Source organism: Pseudarthrobacter ribosi (assembly GCF_055412865.1).
Map to the genome: position 1 here is coordinate 25,662 of NZ_JBVAYZ010000030.1, position 19,380 is coordinate 45,041.

The 19,380-nt window shown below is 70.5% G+C and carries 20 protein-coding genes; 12 read left to right on the forward strand and 8 right to left on the reverse strand.

Features of this window, described 5'->3' with window-relative positions:
• The first annotated feature begins 297 nt into the window (after positions 1–297).
• The 3 genes from ACZYZ5_RS19670 (at position 298) to ACZYZ5_RS19680 (ending at position 3,323) form a co-directional block, all read left to right on the forward strand.
• Positions 298–1,686 (forward strand): hypothetical protein, encoded by a 1,389-nt coding sequence (locus ACZYZ5_RS19670; protein ID WP_463903992.1) that lies wholly within the window; start codon positions 298–300, stop codon positions 1,684–1,686.
• Between the two features lie 171 nt (positions 1,687–1,857).
• Positions 1,858–2,628, forward strand: coding sequence for an endonuclease III (nth, locus tag ACZYZ5_RS19675; protein WP_463904021.1), 771 nt, complete (start codon positions 1,858–1,860; stop codon positions 2,626–2,628).
• Positions 2,625–3,323: an NUDIX hydrolase gene (locus ACZYZ5_RS19680; RefSeq protein ID WP_463903993.1), complete on the forward strand. Its 699-nt coding sequence runs from the start codon at positions 2,625–2,627 to the stop codon at positions 3,321–3,323. Before nth ends, ACZYZ5_RS19680 begins: the two co-directional genes overlap by 4 nt.
• 8 nt (positions 3,324–3,331) lie before the next feature.
• On the opposite strand, the gene ACZYZ5_RS19685 is transcribed toward ACZYZ5_RS19680, so the two are convergent.
• Together ACZYZ5_RS19685 and ACZYZ5_RS19690 are read right to left on the reverse strand one after the other, a co-directional pair.
• Positions 3,332–3,577, reverse strand: a complete 246-nt coding sequence (locus tag ACZYZ5_RS19685) for a YegP family protein (protein WP_463903994.1) — start codon at positions 3,575–3,577, stop codon at positions 3,332–3,334.
• A 140-nt stretch (positions 3,578–3,717) separates the two neighbouring features.
• Entirely contained in the window at positions 3,718–5,442 is a 1,725-nt protein-coding gene (locus ACZYZ5_RS19690) for a bifunctional 3'-5' exonuclease/DNA polymerase (RefSeq protein ID WP_463903996.1), read from the reverse strand.
• A gap of 118 nt (positions 5,443–5,560) precedes the next feature.
• Here ACZYZ5_RS19690 and ssd point away from each other — a divergent pair, with 118 nt between their 5' ends.
• The 7 genes from ssd to ACZYZ5_RS19725 all read left to right on the forward strand — a co-directional run bounded on the left by ssd (position 5,561) and on the right by ACZYZ5_RS19725 (position 10,869).
• Entirely contained in the window at positions 5,561–6,772 is a 1,212-nt protein-coding gene (ssd, locus tag ACZYZ5_RS19695) for a septum site-determining protein Ssd (protein WP_463903997.1), read from the forward strand.
• Positions 6,769–8,013: a TadA family conjugal transfer-associated ATPase gene (locus ACZYZ5_RS19700; protein ID WP_463903999.1), complete on the forward strand. Its 1,245-nt coding sequence runs from the start codon at positions 6,769–6,771 to the stop codon at positions 8,011–8,013. The genes ssd and ACZYZ5_RS19700 overlap by 4 nt, the downstream gene beginning before the upstream one ends.
• Positions 8,010–8,843, forward strand: coding sequence for a hypothetical protein (locus tag ACZYZ5_RS19705; protein ID WP_463904000.1), 834 nt, complete (start codon positions 8,010–8,012; stop codon positions 8,841–8,843). Before ACZYZ5_RS19700 ends, ACZYZ5_RS19705 begins: the two co-directional genes overlap by 4 nt.
• Positions 8,840–9,451 (forward strand): type II secretion system F family protein, encoded by a 612-nt coding sequence (locus ACZYZ5_RS19710; RefSeq protein ID WP_463904001.1) that lies wholly within the window; start codon positions 8,840–8,842, stop codon positions 9,449–9,451. Before ACZYZ5_RS19705 ends, ACZYZ5_RS19710 begins: the two co-directional genes overlap by 4 nt.
• A 163-nt stretch (positions 9,452–9,614) precedes the next feature.
• Positions 9,615–9,926, forward strand: a complete 312-nt coding sequence (locus tag ACZYZ5_RS19715) for a DUF4244 domain-containing protein (protein WP_463904003.1) — start codon at positions 9,615–9,617, stop codon at positions 9,924–9,926.
• Positions 9,923–10,411 (forward strand): TadE family type IV pilus minor pilin, encoded by a 489-nt coding sequence (locus ACZYZ5_RS19720; protein ID WP_463904005.1) that lies wholly within the window; start codon positions 9,923–9,925, stop codon positions 10,409–10,411. The genes ACZYZ5_RS19715 and ACZYZ5_RS19720 overlap by 4 nt, the downstream gene beginning before the upstream one ends.
• Positions 10,408–10,869 (forward strand): Rv3654c family TadE-like protein, encoded by a 462-nt coding sequence (locus ACZYZ5_RS19725; protein WP_463904006.1) that lies wholly within the window; start codon positions 10,408–10,410, stop codon positions 10,867–10,869. Before ACZYZ5_RS19720 ends, ACZYZ5_RS19725 begins: the two co-directional genes overlap by 4 nt.
• Positions 10,870–10,892: 23 nt before the next feature.
• Here ACZYZ5_RS19725 and ACZYZ5_RS19730 read toward each other — a convergent pair whose 3' ends face one another.
• Together ACZYZ5_RS19730 and ACZYZ5_RS19735 are read right to left on the reverse strand one after the other, a co-directional pair.
• Positions 10,893–13,280 (reverse strand): DEAD/DEAH box helicase, encoded by a 2,388-nt coding sequence (locus ACZYZ5_RS19730; RefSeq protein WP_463904007.1) that lies wholly within the window; start codon positions 13,278–13,280, stop codon positions 10,893–10,895.
• 60 nt (positions 13,281–13,340) lie between these two features.
• Positions 13,341–14,033, reverse strand: a complete 693-nt coding sequence (locus tag ACZYZ5_RS19735; protein ID WP_463904009.1) for a GNAT family N-acetyltransferase — start codon at positions 14,031–14,033, stop codon at positions 13,341–13,343.
• Between the two features lie 198 nt (positions 14,034–14,231).
• On the opposite strand from ACZYZ5_RS19735, the gene trhO reads away from it, so the two are divergent.
• Positions 14,232–15,125 (forward strand): oxygen-dependent tRNA uridine(34) hydroxylase TrhO, encoded by an 894-nt coding sequence (gene trhO, locus ACZYZ5_RS19740; protein WP_463904010.1) that lies wholly within the window; start codon positions 14,232–14,234, stop codon positions 15,123–15,125.
• Positions 15,126–15,214: 89 nt separating this feature from the next.
• On the opposite strand, the gene ACZYZ5_RS19745 is transcribed toward trhO, so the two are convergent.
• From ACZYZ5_RS19745 to srmL, 4 genes are all read right to left on the reverse strand, one after another.
• Positions 15,215–15,754 carry a DUF6023 family protein gene (locus tag ACZYZ5_RS19745; protein ID WP_463904012.1) on the reverse strand — a complete coding sequence of 180 codons (540 nt, stop codon included), beginning with the start codon at positions 15,752–15,754 and terminating at the stop codon, positions 15,215–15,217.
• Positions 15,755–15,827: 73 nt separating this feature from the next.
• A complete protein-coding gene (locus tag ACZYZ5_RS19750) occupies positions 15,828–16,400 on the reverse strand; it encodes a hypothetical protein (RefSeq protein ID WP_463904013.1) in 573 nt (190 codons plus the stop codon).
• 66 nt (positions 16,401–16,466) lie between these two features.
• Positions 16,467–16,970 (reverse strand): DUF6023 family protein, encoded by a 504-nt coding sequence (locus ACZYZ5_RS19755; protein ID WP_463904014.1) that lies wholly within the window; start codon positions 16,968–16,970, stop codon positions 16,467–16,469.
• 70 nt (positions 16,971–17,040) lie between these two features.
• Positions 17,041–18,186 (reverse strand): PheS-related mystery ligase SrmL, encoded by a 1,146-nt coding sequence (gene srmL / locus ACZYZ5_RS19760; protein ID WP_463904015.1) that lies wholly within the window; start codon positions 18,184–18,186, stop codon positions 17,041–17,043.
• A gap of 324 nt (positions 18,187–18,510) precedes the next feature.
• Here srmL and ACZYZ5_RS19765 point away from each other — a divergent pair, with 324 nt between their 5' ends.
• Positions 18,511–19,275 carry a MerR family transcriptional regulator gene (locus ACZYZ5_RS19765; RefSeq protein WP_463904016.1) on the forward strand — a complete coding sequence of 255 codons (765 nt, stop codon included), beginning with the start codon at positions 18,511–18,513 and terminating at the stop codon, positions 19,273–19,275.
• The last annotated feature ends 105 nt before the right edge of the window (positions 19,276–19,380 follow it).

A 19,380-nucleotide genomic window follows, 5' to 3' on the forward strand; every position in this document is an offset into this window, starting at 1 on the left:
AGCTGTTCCGAAATACACAATAACGCCTACGCCGTCCCCAACGTGGGCCGCGTCACACAGTGAACCGTGAGCGGTGTTTGTTATGCGACGAATGGAGGTCCGGCGGCCTCAGCGGCCTCGGTGCGGCACGGTTTCCTACCGCCGTCCCCGGCTTGTCAGCTAGTGATCGGCGAGCCACTTGACTAGGCTGAGATGGAATTGTGACATCCGATGGAGGCGACGGGACCGCTCGCGGTCCCGGCATGGCCTGCCGTTAGGCGGCGCTGCCCAGAGTGCCGCCATGCTAAGGAGAACCGAATGAACGAGCAAACAAACGGGCAGCTCAAGCCGCCCGCCCAAAGCCAGGGCAACGGCGGCGCGGACCGGACCGGCGGCTTCGGGGAAGCACCCCGTTTCACGGTGGACAAGGCGAGCGGGAAGACGGCCGGCAGGAAGAACCAGGCGGTCCTAGGCCCGTTCACCATCCGTGATCTCGCGGTGTTCGGCTCGACACTGATTCTCTTTGTGGCCTCGTTGATCCCGATGTTTGCCGTCCGCTACAACCTATGGAACCTGGGCAGCCTGTTCTTCCTGGGCCTCGGGATCCTGCTGCCGGTGATTGTTACCGCACTGTTTGTTGGGCGCCGGGTCAGCCCCGGAACGAAGATCCGCATCGGCTCCCTGTCGGTGGACCAGTTCGGCTCTGTGGTGGCATCCTTCGCTGTCGCGTTCTTCTTCCTGGCCGTCGCGGGCGCCTATGTCCCGAGCATGCTGCTGGCCCTCGTCGGCGCCCTCGGGCTCTTCGCGGCCACCGTGCTGGGCCGCCTGATTCCCATCTTCGCCGGGGACTTCCTGGACCGCGCAGAAATCCCCGCCCATATCGTGGCCCGCGAGTCGGCGGTCCCCGTCCGCAAGCCGCGTGCCCCCAAGGCGCCGAAAGAGGCCAAGGACGAGACCGCCCCGAAGGCCGCCGGCACCAGCGCCGTCGCCGGCTGGGCGAAACGGATGACGCCGGGCAAGCTGTCCGGCGCCTCCGGCGCCACTGCCGCCGGCGCTGCCGGAGCAGCCGGAACAGCCGCCGCAACGGGCGCAGCAACTTCGGGCCCGGCAACCGGCGGCACTGCTGCCGTCCGCCCCGCGGCCGCGACGCCGGCCGCGGCCCAGGGAGCACCGGCCCAGGAAGCGCCTGCCCGGGCCGCCACGCCCACCCCGGTCGTCAGCTCCCCGGAAACCCAGGTCGCGGGCGTTGTGCCCGCCGCGACCGCAACGAAGCCGTCCGCGGCCGAGCAGACCCAGGCCGCCGTCGCGACCCCTGGCGCCACGGCCCCTGCGGAACAGCAGCCCAAGGAAGTCCGGGCCACGTCGGAGGCCGAGGAAACCCGGGCCGCCGAGGTCCCCATCACGTCAGGCAACAGTGCCCCCACCACGGTGAACCCGCAGGTGCGCCAGCAGGAACCGATCGGTGCCACCGTCGACCCGGCAAGCCGCCCCGAGGAACATGAGGTCCAGGTCGTCCACGAGGCCTTCTGGTTCGCCGTCGCCCAGCCCCGCACCGCCGTGGACGAGCACAGCGGCGTCGCAGCCTTCGTAATCGAACCCGGCGGCTGGGTGCTCGCCCTGGAGGACCGGGGCCACGAGTTCCTGGTCCAGCACACCGATGGCCGTGTGGGCGTGCTCCGCGACCTCAGCAACATCGAACGCGGTTAGCCAGCCCCCGTGTCCAGCGAGTCCAGCAATCCTGTGCGCGGCAGCGCCGGGGCCGACCCCGCAAGCGCGGGACCGAAGAGTCCCGGCACCAAGGGCGCGGGCACCAAGGGCGCGGGCCCGAAGGGCGGGCGCCCGAAGCGCGCCGGCGCCCTTCGGGCCGCGGGGGAGTCACTGCTGGGATTGAAGCGGCGCGCCCGCCGGATCAACAAGGCCCTGGCGGAACAGTATCCCTACGCCCACGCGGAACTCGACTTCCGCAGCCCGTTCGAGCTGGTGGTGGCCACGGTGCTGTCGGCGCAGACCACCGACGTCACGGTCAACCAGATCACGCCCCTGCTGTTCGCCCGGTACCCGGACGCGCGGAGCATGGCGGAAGCGGACCCGGCCGAGCTGGAGGCCATCATCAAGCCGACCGGGTTCTTCCGCGCCAAGACCCGGAACCTGATGGCGCTGTGCAACCGGCTCGTGGATGAGTACGACGGCGAGGTGCCGGGCCGGCTGGATGACCTGGTGACGCTGCCCGGCGTCGGGCGGAAAACCGCGAATGTGGTGCTCGGCAACGCGTTCGGCGTCCCCGGAATCACGGTGGACACCCATTTCGGCCGACTCGCCCGGCGGTTCGGCTGGACCGAGTCCGAGGACCCGGTACGGATCGAGTTCGACGTCGCGGAACTATTCGAGCCCCGGGACTGGACCATGCTCTCGCACCGGGTGGTGTTCCACGGCCGGCGCGTGTGCCATTCCCGCAAGCCGGCCTGCGGCGCCTGCGCCGTCGCGAACTGGTGCCCGAGCTACGGGATGGGGGAGACGGACCCGGAGAAGGCGAAGAAGCTGCTGAAGTACGAGCTGGCCCCGGGGCAGGAGGAGCTGCTCTCGAAGCTCCTCGCAGAGACGCACCGTGCCGCCGAAATCCGGATGGATTCCCAGAGGAAGCCGCTGTGACGGCCCGCCAGGACCTCATCGATCTGGTCGCCGCGGTGGAGGCCGGCACCGCGCCGTCCGCCGACCCGCGCTGGCGGGAACTCGTCGTCGAGCCCGGCGAACGGGTCCGCCGGGCGGCGGTGCTGATGCTCTTCGGCTCCCTCGACAACGTCCCGGCGAGCTCGGTCAAGCAGCTCGCGCCGGCCGATCTCGATGTCCTCCTGCTGCAGCGCGCCCAGACCCTGGATGATCATCCGGGCCAGGTTGCGTTCCCGGGCGGCGGCATCGACCCGGGTGAATCCGTGGTCGGCGCCGCCCTGCGGGAAGCGGAAGAGGAAACCGGCCTGGATCCGGCCGGGGTCGAGGTCCTCGGTGTGATGCCGGAACTGGCTCTTCCCCGCGGGAACTTCCTGGTCACCCCGGTCCTGGGCTGGTGGGCGTCCCAGTCGCCCGTGCGGGTGGTGGATTACGGCGAGTCCGCCCAGGTCTTCCGGGTTCCGGTCCGGGACCTGCTGGATCCGGACAACCGCGTCATGGCGACGGTGACCCGGGTGGGACAGACGTTCCAGAGCCCCGCGTTTACCGTCAACGAGGTCGTGGTCTGGGGCTTCACCGGGATGATTCTCAACCAGCTCTTCGACCAGCTGGGGTGGGCGGTGCCCTGGGACCGCACGAGCCTGCTCGACGTCGACACGTGGAGCAGGCTCGACGGCTGAGGCGGACCCTAGCTGGGCGCCAGCCTGGCCCCGTGGCCCGTGGTGACCTTTGGGGGAACAGACTTGCTGCGGGGCTGGGACTTGTCGACGATCAGCCCGGTGGCGGCATTCTCCCGCACGGCGTTGATGCCCGCGGCTGCGCCCTTGATCGTGTTGAACAGTGGTGAAACGGCGACCACCGTGCCGTCGGATGCTGTCAGCTTGAAGAAATACTTCTTCCCGCCGGCCTCGGCGATCTCAAAAATGCCAGCCAAAGTGCTGCCTCCCAATAATATGCGTCGTTGCATAGCCGGCGGATTGTCGGATCAATGACCGGCTCTTTCGAGGGTAACTGGCGTCACACACGGTGCACAATTCTACCGACGGGTAAGTTACGGCGGGCGGCCCCGCGTGATTATTTGGCGTTGTCGTAGGAGTCCACGACCGCGATGCTGACCGGGAATTCCACCGGGATCCTGCCGAACAGCAGTTCCTTGGCCGCGTTCGCGGCTTCCTCGATGGCCCGGATGCAGTCGGCGACCGCGGCCTCGGGGCAGTGGACCATGACCTCGTCATGCAGGAAGAAGACCAGTTCCCCGGCGGGGCCGCCGTCCGCGCGGATGGCGCGGAGCCTGCGTCGCAGTTCGGCCAGCCAGCAGGCCGCCCAGTCCGCCGCGGAACCCTGGACAACGAAGTTGCGGGTGAACCGGCCCCGCGAACGGGCGATCGAATCCGCCCGGCGCTGTTCCTCGGCGCTGGTCGACTGCTGGCTCTGCAGCCAGCCCTCGGACGGCGGCGGGCTGCTGCGGCCCAGCCGGGAGGTGACCGTCCTGCCGGCCTCGCCCTCGCGGGCTGCCTGCTCCACGAAGCCCACGGCGCGCGGGTAGGTGCGGGTCAGCTGCGGCATCAGGCGCCCAGACTCGCCGGTGGTGGCCCCGTAGATCGCCCCGAGCAGCGCTACCTTGGCTTTGGCACGGTCCCCGCCGAAACCCTGCGCGGCGATGCCGGCGTACAGGTCCTTGTCCCGCGCGGCCTCGGCCATCTTGGAATCCTGCGCGAGCGCCACGAGCACCCGGGGCTCCAGCTGGGAGGCGTCGGCGACGATCAGCTTGTGGCCCGGATCGGCGTGGACGGCGCCACGGATCTGGCGCGGAATCTGCAGCGCCCCGCCACCGCGGGAGGCCCAGCGCCCGGAAACGACGCCGCCGACCACGTACTCCGGCTGGAACCGGCCGTCCTTCACCCAGGCATCCAGCCAGGCCCAGCCGTTGGCGGCGTGCAGACGGGAGAGTTTCTTGAAGGCCAGCAGCGGCTCGATCGCCGGGTGGCTGGATTCCTTCAGTTCCCACTGCCGGGTGGTCTTCACTTCGATGCCGTTCCGGTGCAGGGCACGCATGAGCTCCTGCGGGGAGTCCGGGTTCAGCGAGGGGGAATTCAGCAGCTGCCGCAACTCCGCGGTGAGGGCCTCCAGCTTGGCCGGACGATGGCCCACGGGAGGCCGGGGGCCAAGGTAGTCCGCCAGAATCTGCTCGTGCAGTTCCTCCCGCCACGGCACCCCGGTGTACTGCATTTCCGCCGCGATCATGGCCCCGGCGGACTCGGCCGCGAGCAACAGCTGGAGGCGCTGCTTGCGGTTGTCGCTCTGGCGTTCGACGCCGGTCCCGCCCGCCTGACCGAGCGCTTCCTGCTGGGCGGCGTATTCGGTCCGGAGGTCCTCGGGGCTGTGGCGGGGAGTCTTGCGCAGGCCGGGATCATCGAACAGGGCGCCTTGGTCAGCCGGCGGCGGAGGCGGCTGCAGGGCGCGTGGCGGCGGCTGCAGCTCATCGTCCTGGACCAGTTTCTCCGCGTCCTGCGCATACGCGGTGTGGGCGGTGAACTCCGAATGGGCCAGGATCGCGCCGCACAACGTGAGGTCGTAACAGCGTTCCAGCTCCACCCCGGCCGCGAGCAGGGCGGGGTACCAGTCCTGGGTGCGGTGCCAGATCCAGCGCGGCCGGCGCTTTTCGAGGCCACGCACGACGCCGGCCAGCTCGGCGGCGCTCACGGTCCGCGGTTCCGGTGTGGCCGGGTGCGGAGCGCCGTCCGCGGTGAGTTCCTGCAGGGCTGCGCCGTCGGCGTGGGCGGCGAGCAGCAGGTACATAGGGTCAATTCTGCCCTGCGGTGCGGAGTGCCCCGTGCACCTGCCCTGGCGACCTGGCTTGTCCACATAGCGGCCGGCGCGGGTTATGGCCGGTTCCGGGGCCGGGAAGAGTGGGCGCATGAGCAGGCACCAGCTAGCAGCGTCCGGCGCCGGGTCCGGCACCGGACCCGGCACCGGACCCGGGGCAGGACCCGGGGCAGGCCGCCCGCGGGGCCCCGGGGCCGGACCAGGCACTGCATCACGCACTGGGCCGGGCACCGGGGCCGGTGCCGCGCCGTGGGTGCCCGACGGGTCGGCGGAGACGCTGCTCGTGACGGGGTTCGGGGTGTTGCGCGGGGAAGTGGAACGCATTGTGGCGGCGTCCGGCGGCCAGCTGCGCACGGTGGCGAACATTCGGGAAGCGGCGCCCTTCTGGGACACTGCCGCGGTGGTGCTGCTCGGCAGCGACATCCGCGACTTGCCGCCGCGGGGACGTTCGCCGGCCGTGCTCGTTGGCCTCACCGGTGACGGCGACAGCCTGTGGCACCTGGCCGCCGCCATCGGTGCCGAACGCGTCGCCGTGCTGCCCGAGGCCGCGTCCTGGCTCGCCGAGTACCTCAGCCGCTCCCGCGCTCCCGAATCCGGCGGACTCGTCCTCGGGATTGTCGGCGGTTGCGGCGGCGCCGGAGCCAGCACGGCAGCTGTCTGGCTGGCTCATGCTGCCTCCCGGGAAGGTCTGCGTGTTCTGCTGGTGGACGGTGACCCATGGGGCGGGGGCCTGGAGCTGGCGCTCGCCGCGGAGGAAACGCCCGGTCTTCGCTGGCCGGATCTGGCCGATGCCAGCGGCACGATCGATCCCCGCCAGCTCGCCGACTCGCTGCCCCTGGCCGGGGGATTCCCCTTCCTGTCGTGGCCCGGGAACAAGGAGCGCCACAGCGGCGTGGAGCAGGCGGTCGTGGCCGGGGTGCTTGACGCCGCCAGGCGCGGCTTCGAACTGGTCCTCGTGGACATTGGCAGGGGCCCGGAAGCGCTGCGGACTTTCGCCTGGGACTGCGACCGGATCATTGTCGTTGCCCCGGCGCTGCTGCGGGCGGCTGTGGCCACGGCCCGGCTCCTGCAGGACCTCCCTGCGGTGGAGACGGTGCTGGTGGTGCGCGGCAAACCCGGGGCCTCGCTGGACGCAGAGCTGATAGCCGAGTCCGTCGGGTTGCCCCTGGCCGGGATCATGCCGGACGTCAGGCGCGCCGCGGCCGCCACGGAACTGGGGCGTCTGCTGGACACCGGACGCCAGCGCAATGTCCGGCGGTTCGCCGGCGTGGTTCTTGATTTCGGCGTTGGAGCCACCGGATGAGCGCCCACTCGGCACCCGGGCCCCCGGACGCCGGTGCCGGCCCGGGAGGCCCGCGCTACCGGCAGTCGGGCCGGGCCTCGGTGGACGCGCGGCTGCTGGAGTCCGTCCGCGAATCCGTGATGTCCGACGCCGGGCCGGTGACCCCGTCCCGCGTGGCGGCCGCCGTGCAGGCGAGCGGACGCCTGCTGGGGACCGCCGGAGCCCTGGCCGCGGTTGAGGGGATCAGCGCGGAACTGAACGGCCTCGGGCCCCTGCAGGCCCTGGTCCGGGACCCGGCCGTGACAGATATCTTCGTCAACGGACCGGGCTCCGTCTGGCTGGATCGCGGCGGCGGACTCGAAAGGGCGCCGGTCGCGTTCTCCGGTGAACCGCAGGTCCGGGCACTGGCAGCCCGGCTCGTGTCGGCCGGCGGGCGGCGTTTGGACGACGGTTCCCCCTGCGTTGATGTCCGGCTCGACGGCGGGTACCGGGTCCATGCCGTCCTACCGCCGATCTCCACCGCGGGGACGCTCCTGAGCATCAGGATCCGGCGTGAACGGGTGTTCTCGATGTCCGAGCTGCGCCGGAACGGAATGTTCGGGGCCGTGGTGCAGACCGTGCTGGAGCGGATCGTGGAACGGCGCCTGAGTTTCTTGATCAGCGGCGCCACCGGGTCGGGGAAAACAACACTGCTCGCCACGCTCCTCGGCCTGTGTCCGTCCGGCGAGCGGCTGGTCCTGATTGAGGATGCCGCGGAACTGAACCCGGTTCACCCGCACGTCGTCTCGCTGGAGGCGCGGCACGGCAACCTCGAAGGCGGCGGCGCCGTGGATTTGGGCGAGCTCGTGCGGCAGTCCCTGCGGATGCGGCCGGACCGGCTGGTGGTGGGGGAGTGCAGGGGTGCCGAAGTGCGTGAACTGCTGGCTGCCATGAACACCGGACACAGCGGGGGCGGCGGAACCATCCACGCCAACACCGCGGCCGACGTGCCGGCTCGGCTTACCGCGCTGGGTGCGCTCGCCGGGATGGGCCAGGACGCCGTCCGGCTGCAGGCCGCCAGCGCCCTCGACGCCGTAATCCACGTGGTACGGATGAACAACGGGCGGACCGTGGCCTGCGTCGGAGTGCTTGAAGACAGCCCGGCGGGCTTGGTGGTCGGCTCCGCACTGGACATTGGCGCCGGTGTCGTCCGCAGTGGGCCGGCGTGGCCGCGGCTGGCGGTCCGCCTCGGAGTCGACCCGTCCCTGGTGGAGCCTGCATGACCGCCCTGCTGGCCGGAGTGCTGGCCCTCGCCATGATCTTGGCTCTCTTCCCAGCGGGAGCCCCGCGCCGCCGGATTCGCGCGGCGCTGGCCGGCGCACGGGGCAGTCCGGCAGCGGGTTCTCCTGCGGGGGCGGGTGTAATGGCCCGATGGCGGCGACGGAGCGCCCCGACGGTTTCGATGACTCTGCTCGTGCAGCAGATGGCGGCTTTGCTCAAGGGTGGCCGCAGCCCCGCGCGGTTGTGGGACGAACTGTGGCTCCTGCATGGGGGCGGTCCCGCCGCGCCCCCACCCGGGTCCGGGGCAGGAGCTGCCGGCCGCAGCCTGGGGCTCGCCCCGGGTTCGGGGCGGATGCTTGCCGCGGCCCGCGCCGCCGCGGTGCGCGGGTCACCGGTCGGAGCGGCGATCCGCTCCGCTGCGGACAGGCCCGGCGGAACGGAGCCCGGGAACGCCTGGGGAAGCGGTCCCGGCGAGGGCGTCCGGGCGCGCCACATCTGGTTCCAGCTCGCCGCGTGTATTGACGTTGCCGAGGCCAGCGGCTGCCCGCTGGCGGACGTGCTAACGCGCTTCGCCGCGCAGCTTGAGGCCGAGGACGACGCCGAGGCAGCCCGGCAGACGGCGTTGGCCGGGCCCCGTGCTACCGTCCGGCTGCTGACCTGGCTTCCGTTCCTGGGTCTGGGCCTGGGTGTGCTGCTGGGGGTGGACCCGGTCGCGGTGCTGCTGGTAACCCCGCTGGGGGTGGCGGCGCTCGCGGCCGGCCTCGCCCTCACCGCGGCGGGCCGGATCTGGTCGTCACGGCTCGTCCGAGCGGCAGAGGGGCCTCGGCCGTGACAGCGGACGCCGCGGGTCTTGCGTTGCTTGCGGTGCTGGCAGCCGCGGCCGTGACCGCGTGTTCGGACCGTGGCATCGCCAGGCGGAGACTCCGGCGCCAGACGCTGCCCGCCCCGGACGCCGGAAACACCGGCAGTTCAGAACGCAGCAGTGAGCCGGCCGATCAAGCCCGCGGACCAGGTCTGGGTGATGCGGCAATGCTGCTGGAACTAATCGGTGCGATGCTCGAAGCGGGGGCCGGACTCGGCCGTGCCCTGGCGCTCGTCGCCGACTTGGCAGCGCCCGAAGTCCGTGGCCCGCTGCGGCCGGTGGTCGCGGCACTCGCCGTTGGCGCCGATTGGGACACCGCCTGGGGCAGTTCCGACGTCCGGACGCCGGAACTCCTTGCCGTGCGCGATGCGCTGGGGTTTGCCGCGCTCACCGGCGCCCCGTCGTCGGCAATCCTCTACGCCCAGGCGGCTCGCCTGCGGCACGAGCGGTTCCGGACTGCGGAGAAACAGGCCGCAGCCCTCGGCGTGAAGCTCGTGGTGCCGCTCGGCTTGTGTTCACTGCCGGCCTTCATCTGCCTGGGTGTCGTGCCGGTGCTGCTGGCGCTGCTGCCGGGCTGACCCTGGTGGTGGAAAGGCGGCGGCAGTGGCGCCCTTCCTCCACAGACCGCGTGAGGCGTCAGTTTTCCACTTGGCTGGGGGAACGCCTTACGGGTCGCGGTCCCAGCCGGAAGAGTCTAAGAACAGCCGGCTGTCCCGCCGGAACCCAAGGAAAGGAAAAACCATGTCACTCCATCCCGTTGCGTCCGCCGGAACCCGCGAGGCGCAAGAAGTCCATCCGGAGGCGGAGAGCGCCGAGATCCACGAAATCTATCCGGGAGCCAGTACCGCCGACCCGCTCAGGGGGCGAAAGTCGGGAAGGCTGCCATGGCTGCGGAGGCTGTTCGGCTCGGAGACAGGAATGGCGACGGCCGAGTACGCCATTGCCACGCTCGCCGCCGTGGGGTTTGCCGGCATCCTGGTGTTCATCATGCGCAGCGACGAAGTCCGGGGTTTCCTGTTGAACCTCATCCGTACGGCGCTCGCCTTGCCATGAGTTCCGGTTGTCCTGGCGGGAGAGCGAAAGGGGCAGCGTCGTTCCCGCCGGCCGCACGGCGCCACCGGTGGAGGAAGGGAGCGGGCCAGTGCCGCGGCGCCGTAACCGCCGAATTCGCGGTGGCGCTGCCCGCCGTCCTGGTCCTGCTCGCCCTGCTGCTGGCCGGCTCAGCGGCGGGAATCACCCAGCTGCGGCTGGAGGAAGCGGCCCGGGCGGGTGCCAGGGCCCTGGCACGGGGCGAGGATGCCGCCGCCGTGGACGTGATCGTCCGCAGGCTCGCGGGTGCCTCAGCAGCGTCGGCGGTGGCGTCCGACGGTGGGTGGCTCAGCGTCACAGTGTCCGGCAAGGTTCCGGGCGCCGTTGGCTCGCTCCTGCCCTGGACGCTCACGGCCCGCGCCTGGACCCGGGGCGAAACGTCGGGGCCTTCGGCCGCGGCCCGGGTTCCTCCGACCTGGGGCCATCAGCTGCAGAGCCTGGCTGCATGAGCCGGCCTCGCAGCCGCAGCAGACTCCCGGTCGAGCCTCCGGACCATCCGGGCGCGTCTGGCGCGTCGGGCTGGCCCCCGGAACTCCCGGAACTCCCGGAGTGTCCCGAGCCCGGGGAGCCCGGGGAGCGTGGCGCCGGCACCGTCCTGGCGCTGGGGCTGGGGCTGCTGGTCGTGCTCGCCGCGGTCCTGCTCGCACTCCTGGCCCAGTCGGCCGCGATGGCGTCCCGGGCGGCGGCCGCCGCGGACCTGGCGGCCCTCGCCGCCGCGGATGCTGCCCGGGGAATCGCTCCGGGGGAGCCCTGCGCCGTCGCCGTGGACGTGGCACACCGGAACGGCGCCCGGGTCCTGAGCTGTGCGGAAGGCGCCGGCTACACGGTCCAGGTCCGGACGGAACTCGCTGCCCGCACGCCCCTGGGTGCGGCCACCGGTCTGGCCAGGGCGGGGCCGCCGCCGTGAGCGGTCACCTGGGGCGGCCGCGGCTACGCCTGCAGCGGTGTCGCTGCGTGTTCGGGTTGCCCCGTGCGCATCTGGTCTGTCGCGTCCTGGAGCAGCACGTCGATGAGGGTCACTGCGGCGTCCTTGTCGAGGGGATTGTTCTTGTTGCCGCACTTGGGCGACTGCACGCAGGACGGGCAGCCGGACTCGCATTCGCAGGCCTTGATCGCGTCGCGGGTGGCGGCAAGCCAGACCCGTGCCTTGTCGTAGCCGCGCTCGGCGAAGCCTGCCCCGCCTGGGTGGCCGTCGTACACAAAGATGGTCGGCACCCCGGTGTCGGCGTGAATGGCCGTGGACACCCCGCCGATGTCCCAGCGGTCGCTGGAGGCCACCAGCGGCAGGAGGCCGATGGCCGCGTGCTCCGCGGCGTGCAGGGCACCCGGGAACTGAGCCTCGATCAGGCCGGCGCCGGTCAGCGAGCGGTTGTCCATGACAAACCACACCGCCTTGGTGAACAGGTCCCGGGCACCCAGCTGCAGCGGCTCCTCCCCGAGAATCTCATTGGAAATCAGCGCCTTGCGCTGGAAGGAGACCACCTGCGTTGTGACTTTCACATCCCCGAAGTGCACGGCCACGTCGCCCCATTGGGTGGTTCGCTGCGTTTCGAGTACCTCGATCTGGGTCACGTCCCGTGCGGTGGTGTAGTAGTCCGGGTTCGCCCGGCGCACCACCACACAATGATCGTCCTCGTTCAGGTCCTCCACCACGTAGCTCTCGCCCTGATGGACATAGATCGCGCCCGTGTGGGCCTGGTAATGCGTCTGCGGGGAATCCATGGTCCCGAGCAAGGATCCCGTGTCGGCGTCTACGATGCTCACTGGGCCGCCGCCGTCGGCCCTCAGGTTCACCATGGCCGCGGCGCTTTGCGGGTGGGTCCAGAACCACCCCGCGGGGCGGCGGCGCAGGTATCCCTGGGCCACCAGCTGGTCCAGCAACTTCTCGGATGTGGCACCAAACAGATCCAGCTCCGCAGACCCCAGCGGCAGTTCGGCGGCGGCGGCACACAGGTGGGGACCGAGCACATAGGGATTGGAGGGATCAAAGACGGTGGCCTCCACCGAGACGTCGAAGATCGCCTCGGGGTGGTTCACCAGATAGGTGTCCAGCGGGTCATCGCTCGCGACGAAAGCGGCAATGGCATCCTGCCCGGCCCGACCGGCCCGGCCGATCTGCTGGAACAACGACGCGCGGGTTCCCGGCCAGCCGGCCACGAGCACGGCGTCGAGGCCGGAGATGTCGATCCCCAGTTCCAGGGCCGAGGTGCTGGAGACTCCCAGCAGCTCCCCGGAGCGCAGCGACTTCTCCAGGGCACGGCGCTCCTCCGGCAGGTAGCCCGAGCGGTAGGCCGCGACCCGCTGTGGCAGGCTGGGATCAACCTCGTCGAGGAGGCGTTTGGTGATGGAGGCAATGGTCTCGGCGCCGCGCCGGGACTTGATGAACGCGATGGTCCGCACCCGTGAAGAGACCAGATTGGCCAACAGGTCCGCGGTTTCCGCGACGGCCGTGCGCCGTTCCTTGGCGCCGTTCTCGCCGCGGAGCTCGGTCAGGGCAGGCTCCCAGAACGCCACGGTCGTGGAGCCGTGCGGCGAGGAGTCCTCGGACACGGCCCGGACCGGAGCGCCGATGAGCCGGCCGAAGGAGGTGCCGGGCTCGGACGCCGTCGCCGAGGCGGCGATAAACACCGGCCCGGACCCCTCCGGGTTGTAGTAGGCGCAGATGCGGCGCAGCCGGCGCATCAGGTTGGCAACGTGGGATCCGAAGACGCCGCGGTAGCTGTGGGCCTCATCCACGATCACATAGCGCAGACGGCGGAAGAACCGCGCCCACCAGGCATGGTTGGGGAGGATTCCGAAGTGCAGCATGTCGGGGTTGGCCAGGATGAAGTTCGCGTGGTCCCGGATCCAGCGGCGGGACGCGGGGTCGGTGTCGCCGTCGTAAGTCTCGGCCCGGACGGTGGGGAGCTTCAGCGCCCGGATCGCCGCCAGCTGGCCGGCAGCCAGGGCTTTGGTGGGGGACAGATACAGGGTGACGGCGCCGTCGTCGTGGATTTTGCCGGGATCGGCGAGGACCCGCAGTTCGGAGCGGTGGATCGCGTCCAGCGCCGGCAGCTGGTAGGCCAGCGATTTGCCGGAGGCGGTGCCGGTGGCGATCACCACGTGCTCGCCGGCGTGGGCGAGGTCGGCGGCCTGGATCTGGTGGCGGTAGGGCTCGTGGATGGCCAGCGAACCGTAGGCCTTCACCAGATCGGGGTGGGTCCACCCGGGCCAGGGCGCGTGCACGGCCTGGCGGGCGGGAATGGTGCGCACATGACGGAGCTGTTCCGGGTCCGGGCCGCGGCCCAGCAACGGAATCAGGGACTCATGTGGGTTCACTCGTACATTCTTTCACCCGGCCTCAAATCGTCCGGGGCGCGTGACCCGCCGGCCCAGGCCTCAGCCCACGGACAGGTCCGCTCCCTCGTCCGAGGCGGAGAGCATCAGCACACGGCTCACCGTGGTCCAGCCGAGGTGCGAGTACAGCTTCTGCCCGTCGAGTGAAGCGAGCAACAGCCCGGTTTCGACGTCGTGCTCGAAGGCCTGGGCGGCGAGGGCGCGCATGATGAAGCTGCCCAGGCCCCGGCGCTGGTACCCGGGCTCGGTGACGATCTTGTCGAAGATTGCGGTGTGGCCCACCACGAACATGCGGCCGCTGGCCGCCACCTCATCCTCGGCATAGACCACGGCATGGTGGACACCGTCGATACGTGACGGAACCCATCTGAGATCATCATCCGGAAGCCAGGGATCCTCGGCGTCCTGGGTCTCCATGTCCACGATCATCATCGTCTGCGAGGCGGACGTGACATTGAGTCCGGATTGCTGGGCCAGGAAGTGGTACCGCGCAACGTCATTCGTGAGGATCGTGAGGACCCTCGGGGGTACCTCCGCGGTGGCTGCGGCCAGCGCCGCGAACTCCGCATCGGAGGGATCATGGGCGAAGTACTCCCATTCGTGGGTGGTGTCCGCCCTGAAAGCCGCCGGGAAGCGGCCCTCCCTGCGTGTCTCATATCCCCGGCAGCCGGCCCAGCCGGTGACCCAGATTTCCAGCAGATGAGTGGTGTCTTCAACCATGGCCTCAAGACTCATGTGATGAGCGTATTCCAGCCCCGCCACAAGTAACAGGGGCCGGGTCCGGGAACAGGTCTTGCTTACGTAAATGTGACCGGACCTTCGTGCCGGTGCCGGCCGGGCGGACGCCGGACTGCTGCCACGCGTCCGCACAACGGGCTCCCGCGCGGCCAGGCGCCCGCCCGTGGCTTTCAGTCCACCCAGTACCCTTAAAACGTGGCTTTGAACAGAATTGTGCTCTTTTACGGCTTTACCCCTCTCCCGGACCCGGACGCCGTCCGGCTCTGGCAGCGTGCGCTCGGCGAGAAACTCGGCCTGACCGGCCGGATCATCATCTCCAAGGACGGCATCAATGCGACCGTCGGCGGTGAGCTGAACGCGGTCAAGCAGTACCTGAAGACCACGCGCGAATACAAGGGCTTCCACGGTATCGACGTGAAGTGGTCCGAAGGCGGCGCCGCGGATTTCCCCCGGCTGAGCGTCAAAGTCCGCGACGAGATTGTGTCCTTCGGCGCCCCCGGAGAGCTCCGGGTCGATGCCGGCGGCGTCGTCGGCGGCGGCACGCACCTCAAACCCGAGGAACTGCACGAACTCGTGGCGGCGCGGAAGGAGGCCGGTGAGGAAGTCGTGTTCTTCGACGGCCGCAACGGCTTCGAGGCCCAGATCGGCAAATTCAAGGACGCGGTAGTCCCGGACGTGGCTACCACCCACGACTTCATCAAGGAACTCGACTCCGGCAAATACGACGCGCTCAAGGACAAGCCGGTCGTCACGTACTGCACCGGCGGCATCCGCTGCGAGGTGCTGTCCAGCCTGATGGTGAACCGCGGCTTCAAGGAGGTCTACCAGCTCGACGGCGGGATCGTCCGCTACGGCGAAACCTTCAAGGACCAGGGGCTCTGGGAGGGCTCCCTCTACGTGTTCGACAAGCGCATGCACCTTGAGTTCAGCGAGGACGCGAAGACCATCGGCGCCTGCGTCCGCTGCTCCGCGCCGACGAGCAAATTCGAGAACTGCTCCAACCTGTCCTGCCGTACGCTCACGCTCTACTGCTCAGACTGCGCCGCCAGCCCGGAGACGCTGCGCTGCCCGGACGGCTGCGCGGCCTAGGGTCCTGTGGCCCCTGATGCCCTGATGCCCTGATGCCCTGATGCCCTGATGCCCTGATGCCCTGCCGGCCGAGTCTGCAGACCGGGGGGTCAGATGCGGCTCACCCGGTAGGCGAAGTTGGCTCCGGCGTTGGCTTCCACTGTGATGGTGAGCACCGAGCCCGCGGGAAGATACACCACGTTCACGCGTGAGGTCCTGCAGCGCAGGTCCAGGGCCACCAGCTCCTTGTTATCGTGGCCGACAGTGAAGGAGACCCGCCGCGGGCTCCGGCAGGCGAGGGTCAGCGAGTAGGTCCCACTGGGCATCGGGGCGGTGGCCTCCGCCCGTACCTCGTCTGCCTCCAGGGTGCCGTAGCCGGTGTGGAAGACCTGGCCCTCGGTGGCGGGGAGCACCTGCGCCAGCCACGCATCCAGCTCGGCCCCGGAGACGGGCCACCGCGTCGACGGGTCCCGCGGCAGCGCCGCATCGGTCATCGCCGGGGCGGATGGGGACTCCGTCCCGCTTGCAGAACCGTCGGCGTATTCGTAGGCGCAACCGGCCAGCGCCAGGGCCATGGCCAGCATCCACGAGAGTCCCACGGCGGTTGCCGTGCGAGCCCGGGCCACGCTCGACACCGGAACAGTGGGCATATCCCGACTTTAACCCCGCCCCTGCCCGGGCGCCAGAGTCCAACGGCGGCCGAAAGCAGCGCTGCGCCGGTGCCTACTGCCCCGACTCGTCGAAGCTGATCCGGACCCCTGCAACGGCGCCGGTTCCGGGCCCGGGGACGCCGCCGCCATACCGGATGAGGTGAGCCGATGCCGTCCCTGGGACCAGGTCGATCAGCGCTTCCGTCACCTCGCCGCAGTCGAGGTTTCGCTCCAGGAGCGTGCCGCCCTGGCGCGCGCCCTGGGTGACGGACAGGTGCGCATCGGGTGCCCCGACGCAGGCTGCGGTGACCTTGTATTGGCCGGCCCGGGTGATAATGCCCGACGTCCCGAGTCCTCCGCTGCTGGTGCCGCCAATCCCGCCCGATCCGCCGAAGAGAAGACCCTCCGGTGAGCCAAGCACGGCCTCAAGCTCCAGCAGGTTGCGGGCTTCGGCGGCAACGAGTTCCGGGTCCCGGGTGGGCAGCGGCGCCCTGGCCGGGTAGGACCGGGCGGACGGCGCGGCTGCGTCCGGTGGGAGTCCGACGTCGTCCGCGACTTCACATCCGGCCAACGCCGCGGCAGCGGTGGCCACCGCCAGCAACAGTGCGGCCCGGACCGGCCGGCGCGTACCCCCAGTAGCAACCATGCACCGAGCCTAGCGGCGGGGTTTTCGAACACAAGTCCCGCCCGCTGCCGTGTCGAGGGAAGGCTGCTACGCCGCAGGCACCACGTGGTAGGCGTAGATGAGCGGTGCATCCACGCTGGAGGCGCTGATCTGAAGCGTGCCCGCAGCCGGGACTTTGATGCGTGCCGTTTCGCGGCTGCCGTTACAGGCCGCGCCGGCCTCGGTCAGCCTGGCGCCGTCCAGGGAGACATCGAAGAAGGCCTTGCCGCCGCCCTCACAGGTGATGGTCAGGACGTAACTGCCTGCCCCGATCCCGGGTGCGGTCTTGACGATCGGATCCTGGTTGAGGATCTTTCCCGCATCCTCGACCACCGCCCCCGCGGCCGAGGGAAGCGCCGTCGCCTGCCACGCCGGCACATCGGCCGACTCGATGGAACCGGCCGGGGAGCACGCGGCGGCGGCCAGGACGACGGCGGCGCCCGCCGCGAGGCCCCGCGCAGCGCGCCGGATGGGCCGGGCCGTGTGCCGGAAGGGCTGGGTGGTGCGCCGGATGGTCCGGGCACGCCGGGGGCCGGGGAAAAGGAAAAGCATGCCTCCAACTTACCGCCGCTGCGGCCGCCAGCTGATTCCCCGGCTGCCGGCCCACAGCGGCCCCGCGGCCCTACCCGGAGATCAGCTCGAGCACCTGGCCCCGGTGCAGGGCAAGGTACACGCGGTCGCGCAGGACGTTGGCCTCCCCGTCGGTCAGCGTCCGGTCCAGCGGCTGCAGCACCAGCCGCAGCAGCACGTTCACCTGGCCCGGAACGAGCCGGAGCCGTTCGGCGGCGGCCGGCGGAAGCTCCGACACCGGGGTGACGGCCCGAATTTCCAGCGCGGCCAGCACCTCGGACTCCGCCCCGAGGGCCGTCCGTGCGCGGTCACCCAGCAGTTCGACGTCGGCTTCCGCCGGGGAGCCGAGCACGAGGGACAGATCCCGTCTGACGCCCGGCATCACCGACACGGGCCGGTAGGGGTGCAGGTCCAGCAGCTGGGCCTGGATCTCGGGGTTCTCCGCGCGCAGGAGCCGGATGTCCCGGATGCCTTTGCGCAGCATCAGGGCACGGTCCAGCCCCAGTCCCAGGGCGAGGCCGGCCCAGCGGCGGGGATCGAGCCCGGAGCCGCGAAGGACCTGGGCGGCGACGTGGCCGCATTCGGCCAGTTCCAGCCATTCCCGGCTGCCGTCCGGCTGGCGGACGAGCACGTCGAGCTGCCTGCCGGTGTCCGTGTAGTGGTGGTTTGCCGGGGTTGCGCGCCACTGGACGTCCGGGTGCAGGGCGGCCGGCAGCACGGCCTCCACGACGGCCGCCATCATCCGGTCCAGCTCGGCGGAACCCAGCAGGCCGCGCGCCTTGAGCCGCCACAGATCCAGCTGGTGCGGGGCGCCGACATGGGTGCGGTCGATCGAGTCCCGCCGGTACACCAGGCCGGGCAGCGCATGCAGCCGGTCGTAGTGGCCCGTTTCCTGGCGCAGCGAGTCCAGCAGGGCCGGAACACCCGCCGAGGTGTGGCTCCGCAGCATCACCGTGGGGCTGACATGGCGGGAATAGCGCGAGTCGCGCGTGACGTCGTCGGGGGAGTAGCCCAGGCGGTCGTAATTGTCGGCGGTGGCGACGAGGGGGCTGAGCCGGTGCGTCTCAACGCCCAGGCCCCAGAGGTTTTCCAGCGCCGCGGTGACTTCCGACAGCAGCAGGGACATCGCGTGGGGGCCCTGACCGGGATCGGACAAATCGCGGAGCGCGAGGGCGGATTGCAGTTCGGCGGGGTTCAAATACGTCTTGATGAGGGGTCCTTGGTCTGGAGTGCGGGAGGGGGAACTTCACCCTCAGCCGCTGCACCGGACGGACCCCGGCAGCTGCAGTTAAGCGCGCGACAAGAAGCCCGTGCGGCCGGAAAGCGGCCGAGGGCTGATAAATCGCTGCTGCGTGTGCATACCGCCAATGCTACGGCAGACCGCCGGCATCCCGGCGGAAGCCCCACGAACCCGCGGAAGCGCCACGTTCACGCCGGGCCTTGACCTTGACGTAGCGTCAAGCTCTAGCATCGTGTTACCGGCCCGGAAACGGCCGGTTCCGGAACGGAAAGGGGCAGCAACGTGGAATGGTCCGTGCAACAGATCGCCAGGATCGCCGGGACCACGAGCCGGACACTGCGCCACTACGACGACGTCGGGCTGCTCAAACCCAGCCGGACCGGTGACAACGGCTACCGGTTCTACGACCAGGCCTCCCTCGTGCGGCTGCAGCGCATCCTGCTCCTGCGGGACCTGGGGCTGGGGCTCCCGGCTATCGCCGAGGTCCTCGGCCACGAGCCGGATGCCGTCAAGGCGCTGGGCCGGCACCTGGACTGGCTCCGGCAGGAACAGGACCGGCTGTCACGGCAGGTCGCCTCGGTCCGGCAGACGATTGAAGCACTGAGAGAAGGAGAACAGATCATGGCGGAGAAAATGTTCGACGGCTTCGACCACACCCAGTACAAGGATGAGGTCGAGGAGCGCTGGGGCAAGGACGCGTACGCGCAGGGCGATTCCTGGTGGCGGGGGATGGGCCCGGCCGAAAAGGACGCCTGGAAGCAGCGCTCCCGGCAGCTGGGCAGCGACTGGATCGCTGCAGCGGAGTCCGGTGTCGGGGCGGACAGCGCCGAGGCGCAGGAGCTGGCCCGGCGGCAGGTCGAGTGGCTCACCGGAATCCCCGGGACGCCCGCCTCCGCTACCGGCAGCGGCGGCGACCTGAAGGGCTACGTGACCGGCCTTGGCGAGATGTACGTTTCCGATCCGCGCTTTGCGGCGAACTACGGCGGCGAAGCCGGGGCCGCCTTCGTCCGCGACGCCCTCCGGATCTACGCCGCGAAGCACCTCTAGCCCGACGCCTCCAGCCACGATGCCCCCGCCCCCGCCCCCGCCCCCGCCCCCGCGCACCGGGGCCGCCGTCCCGGCCCCCGCGCACCGGGGCCGCCGTCCCGGCCC